Here is a 17051-nt window from a genome sequence, read left to right on the forward strand (position 1 = left end):
TTCTCTACCGCCCCGCCTGCGATCCGGACATTGCCGCCCGGACGCGTCCGCGCCGCCTACTTCGCCTGCAGCAGCGCCCCCGCCTCCAGCAGCACCAACTCGTTGTCGTCCGCCTTGTTCGGCTCGCGGCTGCTCGAGAACGGCAGGTTGTTGTCGTTGCCGACCACGATGTGGGTGGCGTCGACCACGTCGACGTTCTCGATGGTGAAGAAGGGGAACTTCAGCACGCCGTCGTTCAGGGGCTTGCGTGCGAGCTTGTCCGGGTCGGTGATGTTCAGCAGGTCGATGTAGCCGATCTTGCGCACCGGGCCGCCCACGTTCGCGTCGCTCAGCTCGACCTTGTAGACGCGCTTGAACCTGGCGATGTCGTGGAAGCAGTCGGTGCGCTTCTGGCCTTCGGGGCAGACCTTGTCGCTGGTGCCTTCGCCGTTGTCGCGCTCGATGATGAGGCCCGTGCTGCCGTCGATCATGTTGAAGTCGCCGATGGCGTTGCCGTTGGCTTCGAGCACGTACTGCCAGTGGCGGCCCGTCCAGCGTTCAGCCTTGACGTCGAATTCCAAGACGCGCAGCGCTTCCTTGCCCTCGACCTTCTCGTAGTCCTTAGCCTCGGCGTTCCACACCGGGCCTTCGAGCAGCGCATACAGCTTGCTGCCGTCCTTCGACGAGGCCATGCCCTCGAAGCCCTTGGAGCGCTTGATCTGGAAGTCGACCGCGCCGCCCGGAGCGCCGGGCGTGGTCACGGCCGGATGGTCGGGCGAGCGCACGGCCTTGCCGTCGACCAGCGTGTCGTACACGGCGAGCACCTTGCCCTTGAGGTCGGCCTTGATGAGAAAAGGGCCGAACTCCTCGCCGATCCACAGTGCGCCGCCGGCGAACTGGAAGCTCTCGGGGTCGAAGTCCGAGCCCGTCAGGTAGCGCTGCTTCGTGCCTTCGTGGACGATGCGGAAGGGCACCTTCTTGTCGGGGTCGTGCAGGAAGACGGTCTCGATGCGGTTGAACTTGCCGCTCCTGAAGTCCACCTTGTAGTGGTTCAGGTAGAGCATGAAGTCGGGCGAGTTGGCCTTGGCGCCGGCGCCGTTGTCGGTGAGGATCCAGAAGCTGCCGTCGTCCATCTTCTTGATGCCGGAGTGGCCCTGCAGCGGCTGGCCCTTGAAGGGCAGCGACACGCCGGTGCCGCGGCCGCCCGAGAGGCCTTCGACCGCGCCCACGGCCTCGACGCGCTTGCCCGTGGTGAACTTGCCGCTGACCTGCAGGTCGGCCGGTGCATCCTTGGGCGCCGCGACGAAGCTCTGCGCTGGCAGCACCGCGTGGCCGGCGAGCGTGGCGGGAAAGGCGGTCTGCGCCTGGACTGCGATGCATGCGAGGGCGGCAGCAAGGGCGACGAAGGACAGGGGAGCGAAACGCGTCATGAGCGGGAAAGGTTCCAAGTCGAAAACGCGTGACCATGCCGGCAAGGAGTGACGCGGCCATGACATGCCCCGCGCGACTCAGGGCGCAATGTCGACCGTCACCTCGCGCGACTCGGCGCGCCCCTGGTCATCGACCGCGCGCAGCAGGTAGCGCCGCCCGGATGACGCGAGATCGGGCATCCATGTGATGCCTTCGCCCGGCGCGGCGCGGCCGATGAGCGCGTCGTCCGCGAACCAGTAGATCGCCTGCGTGCCGGCCCCGGCCTCGGCGCGCAGCACCAGCGGCTCGGGCTTCTTCGCGCGCAGCGTGTGGCGCACGCCGCGCAGCGGCGAGGTGATGAGGGGAGCACTTTCCGTTGCGTCACCGTCCGTTTTCTCGCAGCCGTCCGCGGGCGCACTCGCACGCGGCAGCCCGGCCTGCCGGAACAGCCGGCGCATGTCGCTGCCCCATTGCTCCACCACCTGCTGCCGCGCGTTGGGCTGCGGGCCGCAGACGACCTTGCCCGTGGTCTCGTCGACCCACACCGCGCGATGCAGGTTGCTGACCTGGATCGGCGACTTGCCCGCGATGAACCAGGTCATGGTGCGCACCGGGCACAGCGCATCGGGCAGGCCGCCCGTCGCCGCGCAAACCTCCACCTGGCGCAGGTCCGGCGGCCGGCGCGATGCCATCTCGCCCGGGTCCAGCCGCTCGGCGCGCAGCGCGTCGACCATGCGAAGGAAAAGCGGCGCCGCGGCATCCACGCCCACCAGCGCCGGATTGCTGCTGCCGTCGAAATTGCCGACCCACACCACCAGCACGTGGCGGCCGAACACGCCGGCCGTCCATGCATCGCGAAAGCCCCAGGAAGTGCCCGTCTTCCATGCGATGGCCGGGCGCGCGGGCAGCGTGGTGTCGGGGCGCGGCGTGTGGCGCAGCATGTCGAGCGTGATGAACGAAGCCTCTTCGCTCAGCAGGCGCAGCGGCTGCACGGGCTTCTCGTCGGGCTGTGGCTGCGTGTAGCGGATGGGCTGCGAGACGCCGCCGTTGGCCAGCGTCGCGTACATGCCGGCCAGCTCCTCGGGCGTGACCTCGCCGCCGCCCAGCACAAGCGCGAGGCCGTAGTGCTGCTCGCTCTGCAGCTTCTGCACGCCCGCCAGCCGCATGAAGTCGTAGAGGCCGGGCTTCGAGAGCTTCGCGGCCACGGCCACCGCGGGCACGTTGCGGCTGCGGATCAGCGCCTCCTGCGCCGGCAGCGGTCCGGCGAAACGGTGGTCGAAGTTCTCGGGCGTGTAGGGGCCGAAGGAGGTGGGCGCGTCCTTCAGCATCGTCTTCTGGTGCAGCAGCCCCTGGTCGAGCGCCAGCGCGTAGATGAAGGGCTTGAGCGTGGAGCCCGGCGAGCGCTTGGCCAGCACGCCGTTGACCTGACCCGAGATGGCGTCGTTGCGGAAGTCGGCCGAGCCGATCATCGCGCGCACCTGCATCGTCGATGCGTCGAGCAGCAGCGCGCTCGCGTTGTTCATGCCCACGTCGGCATGCGCGCGCAGGTACTGCGCCATCACGCGCTCGAGCGTGGCCTGCATGCGCAGGTCGATGGTGGTGCGCACCTCCTGCACGCCGCGCTCCTGCGCGAGCAGCATGTCGGTGGCGTGAGGTGCGAGAAAGGGCAGGCTGCCGCGCGACTGGGCCGACAGCGCGAGCTGCGCGTCGGGCGCATGCTGCTTCGCCGCGGGATCGCGCTCGGCCCACAGCGCCGACAGGCGCTCGCGCGCGGCCTGCAGTTCGGCATTGCGCCCGCGCTCGGCGATGCGCTTGACGGGGTTCTGCGGAATCACCGCGAGCGTCAGCGCTTCTGGAAGGCTGAGCTTCGCGGCGTCCTTGCGGAAGTAGATGAGGCTTGCGGCCTGCACGCCCTCGATGTTGCCGCCGTAGGGCGCGGTGTTGAGATACGCCTCCAGGATGTCGTGCTTGCTGAAGCGGGCCTCCAGCCACAGCGCCGCGAAGATCTGCGCGACCTTGCCGGTGGGCGTGCGGCTGTCGATGCCGTACACGCGGCGCGCGAGCTGCATCGTGAGCGTGGAGCCACCCTGCCTGCGCTCGCCGCTGGCGATGCGCCATGCGCTGCGCACCAGCGCGGCCGGGTTGACGCCGGGGTGCGCGTAGAAGCGGCGGTCTTCGTACAGCAGCACCGCATCGACCAGCGTGGGCGAGATGCGCTCCAGCGGCACCCAGAGCCGGTATTGCTCGTCGGCGGCGAGCGTGAGGCGCATCAGCTCGCCGCCTTGGGCGTAGACGGCGCGCGAGCTGCCGACGGTTTCGCTCAGCGGGGCGTGGGGCCACAGGCGCAGCAGCGCGAGCAGGAAGACTACGGCTGCGAAAGCGATGACTGCTCTCTTGCTCCCCCTCCCCCTGGGAGAGGGCTGGGGTGAGGGCATCGGCGACGGATCGAGCGCGGGGGTCATGTGAAGCGCCGCACCCTCACCCTAGCCCTCTCCCGCAAGCGGGAGAGGGGACAAGGCAAGAGCGCGTCATGATCAATTCGCCACCACCTGGAAGCGTGCACCCGCCGAGCGCGAGAACACGCGACGGTCGTACATCGCCTCGCCGTACGCCGCCGGCACCACGTAGTCGCCCACGTTGGTGGCGCGGGCCTTGTAGGTCACCTCGAGCAGGTCCTTGCCGACGCCGCCATAGAACACGACGCGGTCTTCGCGGATATCGGCGTACTGCACCTTCCACGATCCGCCGCCGCCCAGGCGCTTCTTCCAGATCGGTGCGTCGGCATTGGCATCGTCGTCGTCGCCCACTGCCTGCAGCACAGGCTCCAGGCCGCCGGGCAGCACGTCGACCAGCGCGACGTCGTTGATCTGCGCGCGCTCCAGGCTGCGCACGCGCACCCGCACCGTGACCTCTTCGCCGAGCTTGGCCTTTGTGACGGAATTGCCCTTGGCATCGAGCACCTCGTGGAAGATCTCCAGGCCCTTGTTCACCGGCGTGGCGGGCAGGTTGCGCTCGAAGCCCTGCTCGGCCCAGCTGTAGTAGAGGTTGAAGTCGCTGTCGTTCGACAGCTTCAGCTTCGCGGTGCCGGCCGGCACCGAGGCACGTGTGATCGGATTCACCGCACCCAGCACGAGCGCCGCGGCCTGGCCCTGGGCATTGACGGTGCTTGCCGAGAGCTTGCCTTCCACGTTCTGCCCCACGGCCTCGAAGTAGGAGTCGACCGCCAGCAGCATCGACGCCGACGACAGGCTGTTGTACCAACCCTCCCGCACCATCTGGGCCATGCCCTCCCACACCGCGGGCTTCAGCGTCTTCAGGCGCGAGGGGAAGTGGCGGCCCACCAGATGCAGCGTCATGCTGTCGTGCACCAGCGGGTCGTAATAGGCGCCCCAGGCGTTGCGGCGCTGCTTCTTCTCGGTGCGCGCGAGCAGATCGGACCACACCGGGTCGAGCAGCTCGTTGGCCACCTGCTCCTGCTTCACGAGCTGGTAGCTCGCGGCGAGGTACACGGCGCCGAGGTCGTCGCCCCAGCCCACGGCCTGCCGCGACATCTGGTTGCGGCGGGCCTCGCGCAGGTTGGCGAGCGCGGCCGGCGCGACGATGCCCTGGCGCGTCAGCAGGTAGGCGGCCTGCGTGCGCTGGCGCCAGCCGTCGAGCGTGTTGTCGCCGCTGCCGAGCCAGCCCTGCAGGTAGGTATTGGCCTTCTGCAACAGGTCCTGCGGCACGGGCAGCTTGTGGTCCTTCGCTTCAACGAGCAGCTGCACCGCGTAGAGCGTGGCGAAGGGGTCGGTGCCGGCACCGGGCCACAGCGAGAAACCGCCGTCGGCCGTCTGCCGCGCACGCAGCTGCACCAGGTAGCGCTCGAAGGTCTTGCGCGCCTCGGGCAATGGACCCTGCTCAGCGGTACGGCCGCGCGACATCTCCTTCACCAGTTCCGGGCGGCCCGACAGCAGCACGGCCGGGAAGGTCTGGCTGGTGATCTGCTCGGTGCACCCGTGCGGGTACGCCTCCAGGTACTGCATGAGGCCGGTCGCAAAGGCCCAGGGCGCGGCCGACACGGCCACGTCGCTCTGGCGGAAGTTCGGGTACAGATCGGCCTGGCTCGAGATTTCTCCCGCACGCTGGAAGCTGCCGGCCTGCACCAGCGTGACGAAGGGCGATGCCGGCCGCACGCTCACCTCGGTGGACAGGCGCGCGCTGTAGTTCTTGTGCGTCGATGTGAACACCAGCGCGGAAGAACCCAGCACCGCCTGCTCGCCCGGCTTGGCGCGCACGTTGAACTTGGTGCTGGCTTCGCCGCGCTCATTGACCTTGAGCGTCTGCGTGGCGTCGCCCACCACTTCGAGGCCGCCCGATGCGGTGAGCGTGAGCGCGATGGGAGCCTCCTTGCCCGAGCCGACGATGTTGTTGGCCAGCCCCACGCCCACCTCGACAGTGTCGCCGGGCGCCATGGCCAGCGGTGCGTTCGGCAGGATCACCATGTCGCCGCGCACCACTGTGCGGGCGCTCTTGGCGCCGGTGGTCTCGTCGTTCACCGCCACGGCCATCACGCGCAGGCTGCCGTTGAAGCTCTCGGGCACGGTGTAGCTGAACTCGCGGCTGCCGTTCACGTCGACCAGGCCCGACCAGTAGGCCACCGGCTTGTCGCGCTTGCGCTTGAAGGGGTTCAGGTGCTTGCCCAGTTCGCCTTCACCGTCACCGCCGGGAGCGGCGCCCTGCATGAGCTTCTTGAACTCCGGCAGGATCAGGTCGAGCGTCTGCAGCGTGCCCACCTCGAGCGCGCGCTTCTGGAAGAAGTGCTTCAGCGGGTCGGGCGTCTTGTAGCGCGCCACCTGCAGGATGCCTTCGTCCACCGCGAACACCACGGCGCGCGTGGGCTTGTCGCTGGTGAGCTTCATCTTCACCGTCTGCCCCGGCTTCACCAGCTCGCTGCTGGTGAGCTGCAGGTTGGCGGTGCGCCTGGCCAGCGCGGTGGCGAAGGGCACCACGCCGTACGACAGCGGGCTCATGTAGACCTCGTCGGAGGCCGGGTCGCGCACGAAGTGCACGTTGATGTAGCCGGTGCCCTCGAAGTCCTTGGGCAGGGTGATCTTCTGCACCGAGGCGGTCTTGTCGGTCTTGAACCATGCATGGGCATAGACCTTGTCGCGCTCGATGGTGATGAGGCCCGCGCCCACATACGGCGCGCGGATGCTCACCGAGATCTCCTGTCCCGGCTCGTAGTCCTTGCGGTCGAGCGTGAGCTGCAGCTCGGCGTTGCGGTCGAGCGAGCGCGACACGTTGGCGTTGCCGGCCACGCTGTACTCCACGCGGTTGAGTTCCAGCCCCTGCGCATTGCGCACCACGTAGGCGAAGTTGCCGGGCGCAGAGGTGTCCAGCGCCACGCTGTTGCCCGCGGCCGCGATGGCGAAGGGCTTCTCGTCGAGCACCATCTCCTTGAGGCGCGACTCGTAGCGGTACAGCCCGTTGTCCTGCTTGATGAGCACCGACAGCACCTTGCGCTCGACGCGCTCGATCTTCAGGTCGGCCACGGCCGTCTTCTTCGCGCGCGGGTCGATGGCGATCACCGTGGCGTTGCGCGTGGCGCCCTTGCTCACGTAGCTGGTGTCGCCATCGACCTTCACGCCGACGAGGTAGGGCAGGTCGCTCACCAGCGTCTGCGCCTCGGCCGACACGCTGCGTCCACCCTCTGGCTCGAAGGCCTTGGCGAGCACGTGCACCTGGTAGGTGGCGGCGTCGAAGCGCGACAGGCGCAGGTCGAACTCGGCCTTGCCGTCTGCGCTGGTCTGCACGCTGCCCAGGTCGTCCACCTGCTTCTCGGTGGCGCGCTGCGGGTCGAAGAAGGCGTAGTCGGTGAAGGCGCGGAACACCGGGAAGCCGGGGCTCAGCGTGAGCGTGCCTTCCACCTTGCGGTCGGGCGCGGGCGTGCCGAAGAGGTTCTGCACGTCGATCTGCGCCTTCAGGTCCTTGGGGCTCACCCAGCCTTCGGCGACTTCACTGCTGAGCTTCGCCGTGACCTTGGTTCGGTCGGGCAGGAACTCCTGCACCTTCACCGTCGTGCTGCCGATCAGCAGGCTCTCCACCTCGGGCGCGCCCGGCGACGACTGCCGCGGCAGGTAGAGGTTGACGGCGTAGTTGCCGGTGGGCGAGGTGTCCTGCGTGGTGTGGGCGATCTCGGCCGCGCCGCCGGGGCCGAGCCTGAGCTTCTCGCGCCGCACGCTGAGGCCGCGCGCGTCGATGATCTCGGCCTCCAGCGGCAGGTCGCGCAGCGAGGTTCCCCAGTTGCCGGCCTTCACCATCATCGCGATGTGCATGGTGTCGCCGGGGCGGTAGATGCCGCGGTCGCTGAAGAGGTAGGCCGTCATCTGGTTCGGCACGCCGGCCGCGCGCAGGCCGCCGACGTCGAAGCGCGAGATGTCCAGCGTGCGGTCGCTGCGGTTGAAGGGCAGGAAGCTCAGGTCGCCGTCCTTGCGCACCACCAGCACCACGGGCGCCTTCTCGCGCTGGTAGCCCGCCAGGTTGGGCAGCTTGGCCGCGCCGGTGGCGTCGGTGGACTGCGACGCGACGATCATCCCGTTGCGGCCCCACACCTCCACCAGCGCGCCCGCCACCGGCTGGCCGCTGGCGATGCTCTGCACGAACACGTCGCGCGTGCCGTCGAGCGACTTCTTGGCGACGATGCCCAGGTCGGTGACCAGCACCAGGCGCTGGTCGATCTGCTGCTCGGGGCTGCCGCCTTCGCCGTTGTCGCCGCTACCGTCCTCTTCGGAAGACTGCTCTTCCTGCTGCTGTGCCTCCTCGGGTCGAGCCTCGCCCTCGGGCTTCTTCTTCGCCTTCGGGTCGTAGCCTTGCACCTTGAGCAGGAACACGCCGCGGCGGTCGGTCGCGTCGCTGCGCAGGTACTCGGCGAAGTCGACGGTCTCGTAGTGCGCCTTGCCGGCGGGAATGCTCAGCGGAATCTCCTTCTGGAAGCGATCGACGAGGTTGTCCGACTGCAGGCCGCCGTAGAACTGCGGATGCGCGAAGTCGCCGCTGGTCTGCGTCACCAGGTGCTGCAGCTGCTGCGGCAGCAGGCGGCCGATTTCCAGGCGGATGCCGGGCAGGTCGCGCACCAGGATCGGCAGCTTGCGCTCGCCAGAGAGCGCGAGCAGCGAGCCCTGGCTCATGATGCTGAGCTCGGGCGCGAAGGTCTTGAGCAGGCGCACGTCCTGGAACGCGGCGCCCAGCTGGTAGCCGCCGGGCGTCTTCAGGCCCTTGGCCACGCGCACCAGCAGGTAGCGGCCGCCCTCGGCCTGCGGCATGCGGAAGCTGACCATCTCGGTCACCTCGCGCTCGCTGGCAATGGGCTGCAGGTTGAGCTTCTTCGCGCGTCGCAGCACGGCGTCGGTCACCTTCGCCGGATCGGCGGACCAGTCGAACTTCTCCTCGGGATCGCCCTTGGCTTCCTCCGTGGCGGGCAGCAGCCAGGCCTGCACCACGCGTGCCATCTCGCGCTCGTGTACCGGCATGGACGCGCTGACCTGCATCACGTGCTCGGGCTCGCCGTTCTCGCCGGTGACGATGGTGGGCTCGATGCCGGAGATGGAAAGGCTGTAGAGGCCGGGGATGTCGACCGCGCGAGACAGGTCGTTGCGCAGCGCCGGTCCGCCCTTCTGCGCGACCGCGCCGGCCGTGAGGCTGAGGATCGCGGGCCGGTTCTTCTCGGGAATCGGCAGCGGCTCCGACTGCAGCGTGGCGATGAGGCGCAGCTTGTCGTAGCTGACGGTGAACTTCTCGCTCGCGCACTTGCCCACGCTGAAGAAGGAGCTGCTGCAGGGCTGGTCGTAGGTCAGCACCAGGCGCTTCTCGAACTCGGCCGTGTTGACGGGGTGCGAGAAGCGCACCTGGAAGAGCGCACGCCGCACGTTGGCCTGGACCGGGTCCTGGTAGAACTCGGCGCCGATGAACTGCGCGGTGAACTCGGGAGAGGTGAACTCGTACTTGCGCTGCGCCAGTTCGATGTGCGGCGCGAGGGCGCTGTCGGCGATCTGCACCTTGTACGGCTGGCCAACGGGCCAGTCCTGCGCGGGCAGGAATTCGAGGCGGCTCTGGCTGGTCCACGTCCAGCGGCCGGCGATGGCGGGCTCGATGGTGACGCCGGTGGCCTCCTGGCCGATGCGAGCGATCGGCGCGACGGAGGCCGAGAAGTTGATGACGTAGGGGTTGGGGCCCTTGTCGAGTTCGATCTGCGTGCGCTGCGGCGCATCGGCCTTCGCGGTGGCGACCACCGGTTCCACGCGGTCGGGCGTGAGGCCGTGCCACCACTTCATCACATGGGGATGGGCGATCCAGCCGGCCAGTGCGATCAACGCGAGGAGTACCAGCCATGCAAGCCGCTGCTGCAGCCACTGCAGGCCCAGCAGAAGGAACGCGCCCACGATCTTCAGCCAGCCCGGTGGTCGCCAGGAACCGATGAGCCCGCGGGCCAGCGGACGCAGGAAGCCGAGCACGCGGCCCAGGCCGGCGAAGAGCGCGTCGCTGATCGACGCGAGTTTTCTGTTGGCGACTTGAAGCATGGAAACTCCCCACTGTTTTTGTTGGCGCCCGCGAGTGTGCGAGCCATCTGTGAAGCAATCGCGCTGTGTGTGAAGTCTTCGTGAAAACCGCACAGGCCCGCGCCAGGCCTTCGTTCATCGATCCGTTTCAGCGGCTCATAGCTGGGGCTTGTTCACCATCAGGTAGAACACGACCACCATGGCCACGAAAGCCGGATAGCCCAGCAGCTCCCACCAGCGCTGGTAGCGGCCATAAAGCGGCGGCAGCGGCACGGCGTCTCGATGCGCCTGCGCCGCGATCGCCGCCATGCGGATCTGCAGCCACACCACCGGCAACCAGCAGGCCCCCGCGAAAACGAACAACGCCAGCGACAGCGCGAGCCACGGCGTGGACAGTGGAAAGCCCGCCATGTGCGCCAGCGCGAAGCCAGTGGCCGGCTGCAGGATGACGGTGGGCGTGGTGAACCACCAGTCGGCGCGCACCACGAGCCGGCTCACCACCGCCTGCGCGGGCAAGCTGCCGCTGCGGTTGGTGAAGAACATGTAGAAGGCCGAGCCCAGCCCCGTGCCGACCATGAGCACGCTGGAGACGATGTGCAGCCACTTGAGGGCGAGATAGGTGTTCATGATGCGGCGCGTCTGTACAGATGCCAGAGCAGGGCGGCGATCGGGATGTTCTTGAGCAGCGGACCGAGCGGGTGCAGCCAAAGGCCGGGCTGCAGCACCGTCGCCACCAGTGTCATGACGAGCATGAGGGCCAGGGCTGCCGCATAGCTGGCGCGCCCGGGCCATCGCCACAGCGCGATGCCGACCGCAAGATCGGCCGCCGCGCCGCCGACGATCAGCCCATGCACCAGCCACTGCGGCGAGGCGATGCCCGCAGCGGCCAGCACCTGACGGCTCTGGCCGTCCAGCTCGGCGATGCTGGCGAGGGCGGTGAAGAGCCACACGGCGACGAGGCTGTAGCGCAGCAGGCGGTCGGTCTCGTCGGCGGTGCGGTTCATCTTGCAGCGGGGCTCAGGCTCTCTTCTTCGACCACGTCGGTCACCATGCCCCAGCGCGCGAACTCCGGCTCGAACTCAGGCAGTGCCAGCAGGCCCATGCAGGGATGCGCACCGACGGGCAGCGTCGCGTCGCCGTTCGCGAGCCGGCGCGCCAGCAGGATCGCGGCCATGCACGGGATTTCCGGCCCATGGTTGTCATCGGCCGCGATGTGCCAGGCGCGCCGCGCCGGCCGGCCTTGCGCATCGGTGCCGTCCACGCGCACGACCATGCCGCCCAGCGCCGTGCCCAGCGCGTCGAACACGCCGCCGGTGGCATGCAGCAGGGGCGCCAGCTTCTGCGGCGCCGGCAGCAGTCCCGCGCGGCGCATGAAGGCCAGGAAGGCGAAGGCGCGCTGCGTCAGTCCGACTTCGAGCGCGGCGCGGAACATCACCGACTGCACGCCTTCGTAGCGCGCGGGAAAGAGCTCCAGGTCGGGAATGTCGCAGAGCGCGCCGCGGCGCGGCTTCATGCGCGCGAACTCCACCCTCGCCGGATCGGCCCAGCCGGGCATATCGACCCAGCGGCCGTCTTGCCAGACGCGGATGGGCTCGCCGCAGTACGCGAGCACGCCCGCCAGCGTGGCCTCGCCGCGCGGCGCGCCCTGCGCGGGGGCGATGCAGATGTCGATGCTCCGGATGTGCTGCCAGCCGTCCGCGAGATGGTCGACCACGGCCGAAGACAGCGCGGGCACGGTGCTGGCGCCGCTCACCGCGGTGCGGCCGGCTTTGCGAAAGGCGGCGTCCAAGGCAGCTGGAAAGTCGCACACGAAGCGCCGTCCGTCGGCCAGGTCGATGTAGTGCGCGCCCGCGGCAGCGACGGCCTGCGGCACGCGGTAGTCCTGGTTCTGGAAGGGGCCTGCGGTATGGATCACGAGCTCCACGCCCAGGCCGCGCAGGGTGTCGGCGAGATCGGCGGCCTGCACGTCGATGCGCACGCCGCTCGCGGCCGCGTCCAGCGATGAGGCGAAGGCGGTGGCGCGCTGCGCATCGCGCCCCGCCACGAGCAGCTCGATGCCGGGGCTGCCGGCCAGCGCGCGGCAGATGCGCGCGCCGAAGTTGCCGTAGCCGCCGAGCACCAGTGTCTTCATGCCGCCGCCGCTGCGTCCGTTCCCGCGACATGCCCGCGCGTGAACGCCTCTTCGAAGATCGAATAGCCCGACCAGTCCGCGTGCGCGAACGACAGCCGGCCCGCCACCACGCTGCCGCGATGCTCGCCATCGGGCGCGCTGCGCTGCGGGCCGATCTGCGCCAGCAGGCCGGGCCTGGGGATGGACATGGCGTGGCCGTAGCGAGTGATCTCGATGCGCGAGACCAGCGAAGGCAGATCAGGGTGCGGCACCGACAGCTCGGCGAGCAGGTCGTCGCGCCAGCCGGTCCAGGGGCGCTCCAGCAGCAGCTTGCGGCCGTCGGCGGTGTCGTAGCCGCTAGGGCCCAGCGGGCGGTACCAGCTCAGCACGGTGCCGCGCGGCGTGGGGTCCAGCGCCTGGTGGCGCGCGTCCACGTAGCCGAGGCCCCGGGTGCCGTAGATCACGTTGTCCCAGCTGGGCGCGGCGCCCGGCCGGTCGGCCAGCGGGCCGCGCAGGTGGATGTTGGCCACCAGCCAGGGGGCGTAGCGCACGTGCTCGGCGGCGTTCTTCAGCACTTCGGGCGGGTTCTCGACTACGCGCGCGGCGATGAACACGGGCAGCGCGACGATGCAGCGCTCGGCCTGCCATCGCACCATGGATTTCGACGCCGCATCCCACGCATCGACCTCGACGCCGTCGCGCACTTCCGCGATGCGCGTGACGACGCTGCCGGTGCGCAGGCGCTCGCCGAGGGGCCTGGCGAGCTGCTTGGTGAGCCAGCCGTTGCCCTCGGGCCAGGTCAGGATGCCGTCGCGCTCGGGGCTCGAATCGTTGACGCTGCCCGTCGGATCGCCGGGCGCGTGGAAGCCGTGCCGGCTCGCGAAGTAATGGATGCCGGCCCAGGCCGATACCTGCCCGATGCCGGCGCCGTAGTCGTCGCGGCAGCAGTAGTCGAGGTACCAGCGCAACTGCGCATCGCTGAAGCCTTCGCTGTCGAGCCAACCCTGGAAGCTGACCGCATCGAGCGCCAGCAGCTCGGGCGTGATGGCGACCTTGAGCGTCGGAATCGCGAAGTGCGCGGCGTGCTGCAGCGCGTCGATGCGCTGCGCGAACTTGCGGTACTGCGCGAGCGTGGCTTCGTTCACGCCGTGCGCGGGCAGCAGCCCGTCCTGCCACTCGCCCTGGAAGAACAGGCGCTCCTGCGGGCTGTGGCACAGCGTGACCTCGTCGTATTCCCAGCGGCCGGCCACGCGACGGCGCAGGCCAAGTTCCTCCAGCAGGTCCTGTACCTCGCGCGCGTCGTCGCCCGGCACCGGCAGGTAATGCGCGCCGAGCGGGCAGGCGATGCCGTTGACCATGCCGCCGCGCGCGTTGCCGCCGGCCGTGTCCTCCAGTTCGAGCAGCGCGAAGTCGTCGACGCCCGCAAGCCGCAGCGCACGCGCTGCGGCAAGACCAGCCACACCGCCGCCGGCGATGACCACGCGCGTGCGCTTCACCGCGGCAGGCGCGGCGTTCTTCAGGGAGCCATCCCGCATCGCATGGCCGCGCGTGACGTCGATGCCGGTGAAGCCGCCATCGATGGGCGGTGGCGGGGCCTCGCAGCCTGCGAGCGCCAGAGCACCCGCCGCGCCCGCCGCCACGCCGAGGAATTCGCGCCTTTGCATGACGGGGCTAGTGAGCCATGACCTTGCCCCACTCTTGCTCGTAAGTGGTGACCAGGATCTGGTTCGACAGCCGGTTCACTTCCGCCGGCACACGCGCCATGTCGAGCGGAAAGTCGAACATCAGCGGCAGGGTGGTCGGCGAGAGAAAGCGCAGACCTGGCGGCAGCGCATCGGGCAGGCGGTAGGGCCTGCGGCTGGCGATGATGTAGCCCCATTCGCCGAAGCTGGGCACATGCGCGTGGTACGGCGTGGCGCGCAGGCCCACCGATTCGATGGTGGTCGCCACGGTCCAGTAGCTCTTGCGCGCCACCAGCGGCGAAGTGGTCTGGATCACCGCGTAACCGCTGGCCGACAGGCGCTTCTCGAGCAGCGCGTAGAAGCTGTTGGTGTAGAGCTTGCCGATGGCGAAGTTCGTGGGATCGGGAAAGTCCACCACGATCACGTCGAACATGTCGCCCGGCTGCTGCAGCCACTGGAAGGCATCGGTGTTGACGATCCTCACCTTGGGCGAAGACAGCGAATGCCCGTTGAGCGCGGCCAGCGTCTCGTGCTCGGTGAAGAGCCTGGTCATGTTTGGATCGAGCTCGACCAGCGTGACCGACTCGACCGACGGGTACTTGAGGATCTCGCGCACCGCCATGCCGTCGCCGCCGCCGAGCACCGCCACCTTCTTCGGCGCGCCCTGGGCGGCCATCACCGGATGCACCAGCGCCTCGTGGTAGCGGTATTCGTCGCGCTCGGCGAACTGCAGGTTGCCGTTGAGGAACAGCCGGTGCCCCAGCAGCCCGCGCGTGACCACGATGCGCTGGTAGGGCGAGGTGGCGCTGAAGACGATGCGGTCCTGGTAGAACTTGTCCTCGGCCAGCGTGGTGATGTGGTTGGCGCCGGCAAAGGCCGCCACCAGCGCGGCCAGCGCGAGAAAGCAGGCGACTGCGTGCGCGCCCACCCGGCGCAGTTCATGGCGGAAGAGCCACAGCGCCCACACCGCCACCGCCGCGTTCATGAAGCCGAACAGCAGGCCGGTGCGGATCATTCCGAGCTGCGGCACCAGGATCAGCGGAAAGGCCACCGACACCGCCAGCGCACCGAGGTAGTCGAAGGTGAGAACCTGCGACACCAGGTTCTTGAGCACGATGTTGCGCTTGAGGATGCGCATCACCAGCGGGATCTCGAGCCCCACCAGCGTGCCCACCACCATCACCAGGCCGTACAGCAGCAGCCTGAAGGCGCCGGGCACGTAGGCATTGGCCAGGAACAGGATCGCCGGCAGCGCGCCGCCGATCAGCGCCACCAGCAGTTCGATGCGAAGGAAGTGCGCCGGCAGCTGCCGCTCGAAGTAGCGCGAGAGCCACGAGCCCACGCCCATCGCGAACAGGTAGGTGCCGATGATGGTGCTGAACTGCAGCACCGAGTCGCCCAGCAGGTAGGAGCTGAGCGCGGCCGCAGTGAGCTCGTAGACCAGCCCGCAGGCGGCGACCACGAACACGCTGGCGAGCAGCGCGATCTCCACGGGCTGCGGCCCCCGCGCGTCCGGGGTGCGCGCGGGCAGGGCCGCGTCGTTCAATGGATTGCTGCGGCGACGATGATGCTGATGCCGAGGCTCATCGCGGCAACCACCAGCCCGAGCGCCACGTTCTGCTTCTCGACGATCTCGCCCCACAGGTCGTAGGGCGTGATCTTGTCGATGATCAGGAAGCACAGCCAGAAGATCACGACGCCGATCAGCGCGTACACGAGCGATCCGAGGACCACGCCCGGTTTCAGCCATTCAAATCCCATGGGGACCTCCAGTCGTAGTAATGATGAGAGACATCGCGTGCATCTTCGCCGTCATTTGTGGCCGCCGCCACTCGAATAGCCGCCGTAGGAGCCGCCCGAGCTCCGGTAGCCCGAGCCGCCGCTGCTGGAGCAGGTGCTCAGGATGATCAGCAGGATGATGATCACGACGATGATGAGGATGATGGTGCCGCAGCCCAGCCCCGAGGCGGCGCTCACGGGCAGCGCGTCGGCCCGCTTGAACATGTCCTTGCGCGCGTCGAGCTTGAAGGCAGTGGCGACCGCGCCGCTGTCGATCTTGCTGCCCGAGGACCACGTCAGCTCATTGGTCGAGCGCTCCATCGACAGCAGCGCGCCGCCGTTGGCGAAGTCGCGGTTGAAGGTCTTCTGGCCGCGCTCGACCTGCCAGTAGAACTCGCCCGCCACGTAGGTGGTCTCGGCGTTGTAGGCGTACTGCTGCTGGTAGCGCTTGCCGAGGTAGGTAGCGCTGCTGCCGTTCTCGGCCATCACCGGAGCGCCGGTGGTCGGCTTGACCATGCTCCAGCCGTCCTCGGCGTCCACCAGGAAGCTGAAGCCCCGCTTCTTGTTGTAGAGCAGGTACTCGTCCCAGCCGAAGTGCTCGTCGTCGCCGGGCTCGCTGCCCATGCGGTGCTGGAAGCCCACCACCTGCCACTGCGCGCCCTGCAGCTGGCCCATGCTGCCCAGCGCGATGAGCGGGCGCACCGGCTCGTCCTGCGTGGCGTGCTTGAGCTCGCCGCCGATGCCCTGCGACAGGTCGATGATGCTGTTGCACGAGCCGCAGGTGATGCTCTTGCTGTCGGCCAGGTTGACGGTGACGGGCGAGCCGCAGTTGGGGCAGTTGAAGCTGCGGCCCTTTTCGTCCTTGGCGGATTCGGCGCGCAGGCCGGTGAGCTGCAGGTCCTCGAGCTGCACCGAGCGGCCGAGGTAGGCGCTGGGCCTGGCCGTGCCGTAGTCGATGCTGAGCACCAGCCCGCGGTCGTTGCGCAGCTCGACCATCGCGAACGGTCGGCCGAGCTCGGGCAGGTGCGGCAACTCGCCCTGCGCCGAGGTCAGCGCGACCTGCTCGTTCGAGGTGACGGTGTAGCTCTGGCCCGCGAAGGCGCTGGTGGCGCCAACGCGCAGGTCGACCGGCGCAGGCGCGGTGCGCTGCAGATCGAAGGGCAGCGCGAAGACGTAGGCGCCGTTGTCCTCGCTGAGGATGCCGGTGCGGTCGCCGTCGAGCGCCGCGATCCATTCGGTCCAGCGCCCGCCGGGGTAGGTGTACTGCAGCCGGCCGATCAGCGTGAAGGGCTTGTCCTGGATGCGGCCGGCGGCGAACAGCTGCAGCGGGCTGAAGTCGTCGAACAGCTCCGCCATCTTGCCGGTGCGCGCGAGCGTGTCGCCCTGGCGCACGACGGTGCTCTGGCAGTAGGGGCAGACCGCGTGCGTCGATTGCGCAGAGCGGAATTCGACCGGCGCGCCGCACCCGGGGCAGGGCGCTCGGTAGTAGCGTTGGTTGCCGGTTTCCTCAGCCATGGCGTCTCATCGGCCATGGCACGGACGGCCACGAGTCTTTCA

General features: G+C 68.9%; 10 protein-coding genes. All 10 read right to left on the reverse strand.

Annotation, left to right across the window (positions count from 1 at the left end; translation table 11 throughout):
* Window positions 1-56: 56 nt before the first annotated feature.
* Window positions 57-1409, reverse strand: coding sequence for an esterase-like activity of phytase family protein (locus ABL843_RS31150; protein ID WP_418118545.1), 1353 nt, complete (start codon window positions 1407-1409; stop codon window positions 57-59).
* Between the two features lie 78 nt (window positions 1410-1487).
* Window positions 1488-3851 carry a penicillin-binding protein 1C gene (pbpC, locus tag ABL843_RS31155; RefSeq protein ID WP_418118546.1) on the reverse strand — a complete coding sequence of 788 codons (2364 nt, stop codon included), beginning with the start codon at window positions 3849-3851 and terminating at the stop codon, window positions 1488-1490.
* Window positions 3852-3923: 72 nt separating this feature from the next.
* Entirely contained in the window at window positions 3924-9944 is a 6021-nt protein-coding gene (locus ABL843_RS31160) for an alpha-2-macroglobulin family protein (protein WP_418118547.1), read from the reverse strand.
* Window positions 9945-10079: 135 nt separating this feature from the next.
* Window positions 10080-10550 carry a DUF2269 family protein gene (locus tag ABL843_RS31165; protein WP_418118548.1) on the reverse strand — a complete coding sequence of 157 codons (471 nt, stop codon included), beginning with the start codon at window positions 10548-10550 and terminating at the stop codon, window positions 10080-10082.
* Window positions 10547-10927 carry a DoxX-like family protein gene (locus ABL843_RS31170; protein ID WP_418118549.1) on the reverse strand — a complete coding sequence of 127 codons (381 nt, stop codon included), beginning with the start codon at window positions 10925-10927 and terminating at the stop codon, window positions 10547-10549. The genes ABL843_RS31165 and ABL843_RS31170 overlap by 4 nt, the downstream gene beginning before the upstream one ends.
* Window positions 10924-12054, reverse strand: a complete 1131-nt coding sequence (locus ABL843_RS31175) for a saccharopine dehydrogenase family protein (protein ID WP_418118550.1) — start codon at window positions 12052-12054, stop codon at window positions 10924-10926. Before ABL843_RS31175 ends, ABL843_RS31170 begins: the two co-directional genes overlap by 4 nt.
* Window positions 12051-13697 carry an FAD-dependent oxidoreductase gene (locus ABL843_RS31180; protein WP_418118551.1) on the reverse strand — a complete coding sequence of 549 codons (1647 nt, stop codon included), beginning with the start codon at window positions 13695-13697 and terminating at the stop codon, window positions 12051-12053. Before ABL843_RS31180 ends, ABL843_RS31175 begins: the two co-directional genes overlap by 4 nt.
* Window positions 13698-13704: 7 nt before the next feature.
* Window positions 13705-15261, reverse strand: coding sequence for a polyamine aminopropyltransferase (locus tag ABL843_RS31185; RefSeq protein WP_418118552.1), 1557 nt, complete (start codon window positions 15259-15261; stop codon window positions 13705-13707).
* Window positions 15258-15476, reverse strand: coding sequence for a DUF350 domain-containing protein (locus ABL843_RS31190; protein WP_019653703.1), 219 nt, complete (start codon window positions 15474-15476; stop codon window positions 15258-15260). Before ABL843_RS31190 ends, ABL843_RS31185 begins: the two co-directional genes overlap by 4 nt.
* A gap of 51 nt (window positions 15477-15527) precedes the next feature.
* Window positions 15528-17009, reverse strand: a complete 1482-nt coding sequence (locus tag ABL843_RS31195; RefSeq protein WP_126020910.1) for a DUF4178 domain-containing protein — start codon at window positions 17007-17009, stop codon at window positions 15528-15530.
* Window positions 17010-17051: the final 42 nt, after the last annotated feature.

The sequence above is a fragment of the Variovorax sp. 350MFTsu5.1 genome (assembly GCF_048302515.1).
Classification (GTDB): domain Bacteria; phylum Pseudomonadota; class Gammaproteobacteria; order Burkholderiales; family Burkholderiaceae_C; genus Variovorax; species Variovorax guangxiensis.

Bases quoted from the DNA above. Each gene is read 5' to 3' on its own strand.
- ABL843_RS31150 (WP_418118545.1), bottom strand. From the start codon at position 1,409: ATGACGCGTTTCGCTCCCCTGTCCTTCGTCGCCCTTGCTGCCGCCCTC.
- pbpC (WP_418118546.1), bottom strand. From the start codon at position 3,851: ATGACCCCCGCGCTCGATCCGTCGCCGATGCCCTCACCCCAGCCCTCT.
- ABL843_RS31160 (WP_418118547.1), bottom strand. From the start codon at position 9,944: ATGCTTCAAGTCGCCAACAGAAAACTCGCGTCGATCAGCGACGCGCTC.
- ABL843_RS31165 (WP_418118548.1), bottom strand. From the start codon at position 10,550: ATGAACACCTATCTCGCCCTCAAGTGGCTGCACATCGTCTCCAGCGTG.
- ABL843_RS31170 (WP_418118549.1), bottom strand. From the start codon at position 10,927: ATGAACCGCACCGCCGACGAGACCGACCGCCTGCTGCGCTACAGCCTC.
- ABL843_RS31175 (WP_418118550.1), bottom strand. From the start codon at position 12,054: ATGAAGACACTGGTGCTCGGCGGCTACGGCAACTTCGGCGCGCGCATC.
- ABL843_RS31180 (WP_418118551.1), bottom strand. From the start codon at position 13,697: ATGCAAAGGCGCGAATTCCTCGGCGTGGCGGCGGGCGCGGCGGGTGCT.
- ABL843_RS31190 (WP_019653703.1), bottom strand. From the start codon at position 15,476: ATGGGATTTGAATGGCTGAAACCGGGCGTGGTCCTCGGATCGCTCGTG.
- ABL843_RS31195 (WP_126020910.1), bottom strand. From the start codon at position 17,009: ATGGCTGAGGAAACCGGCAACCAACGCTACTACCGAGCGCCCTGCCCC.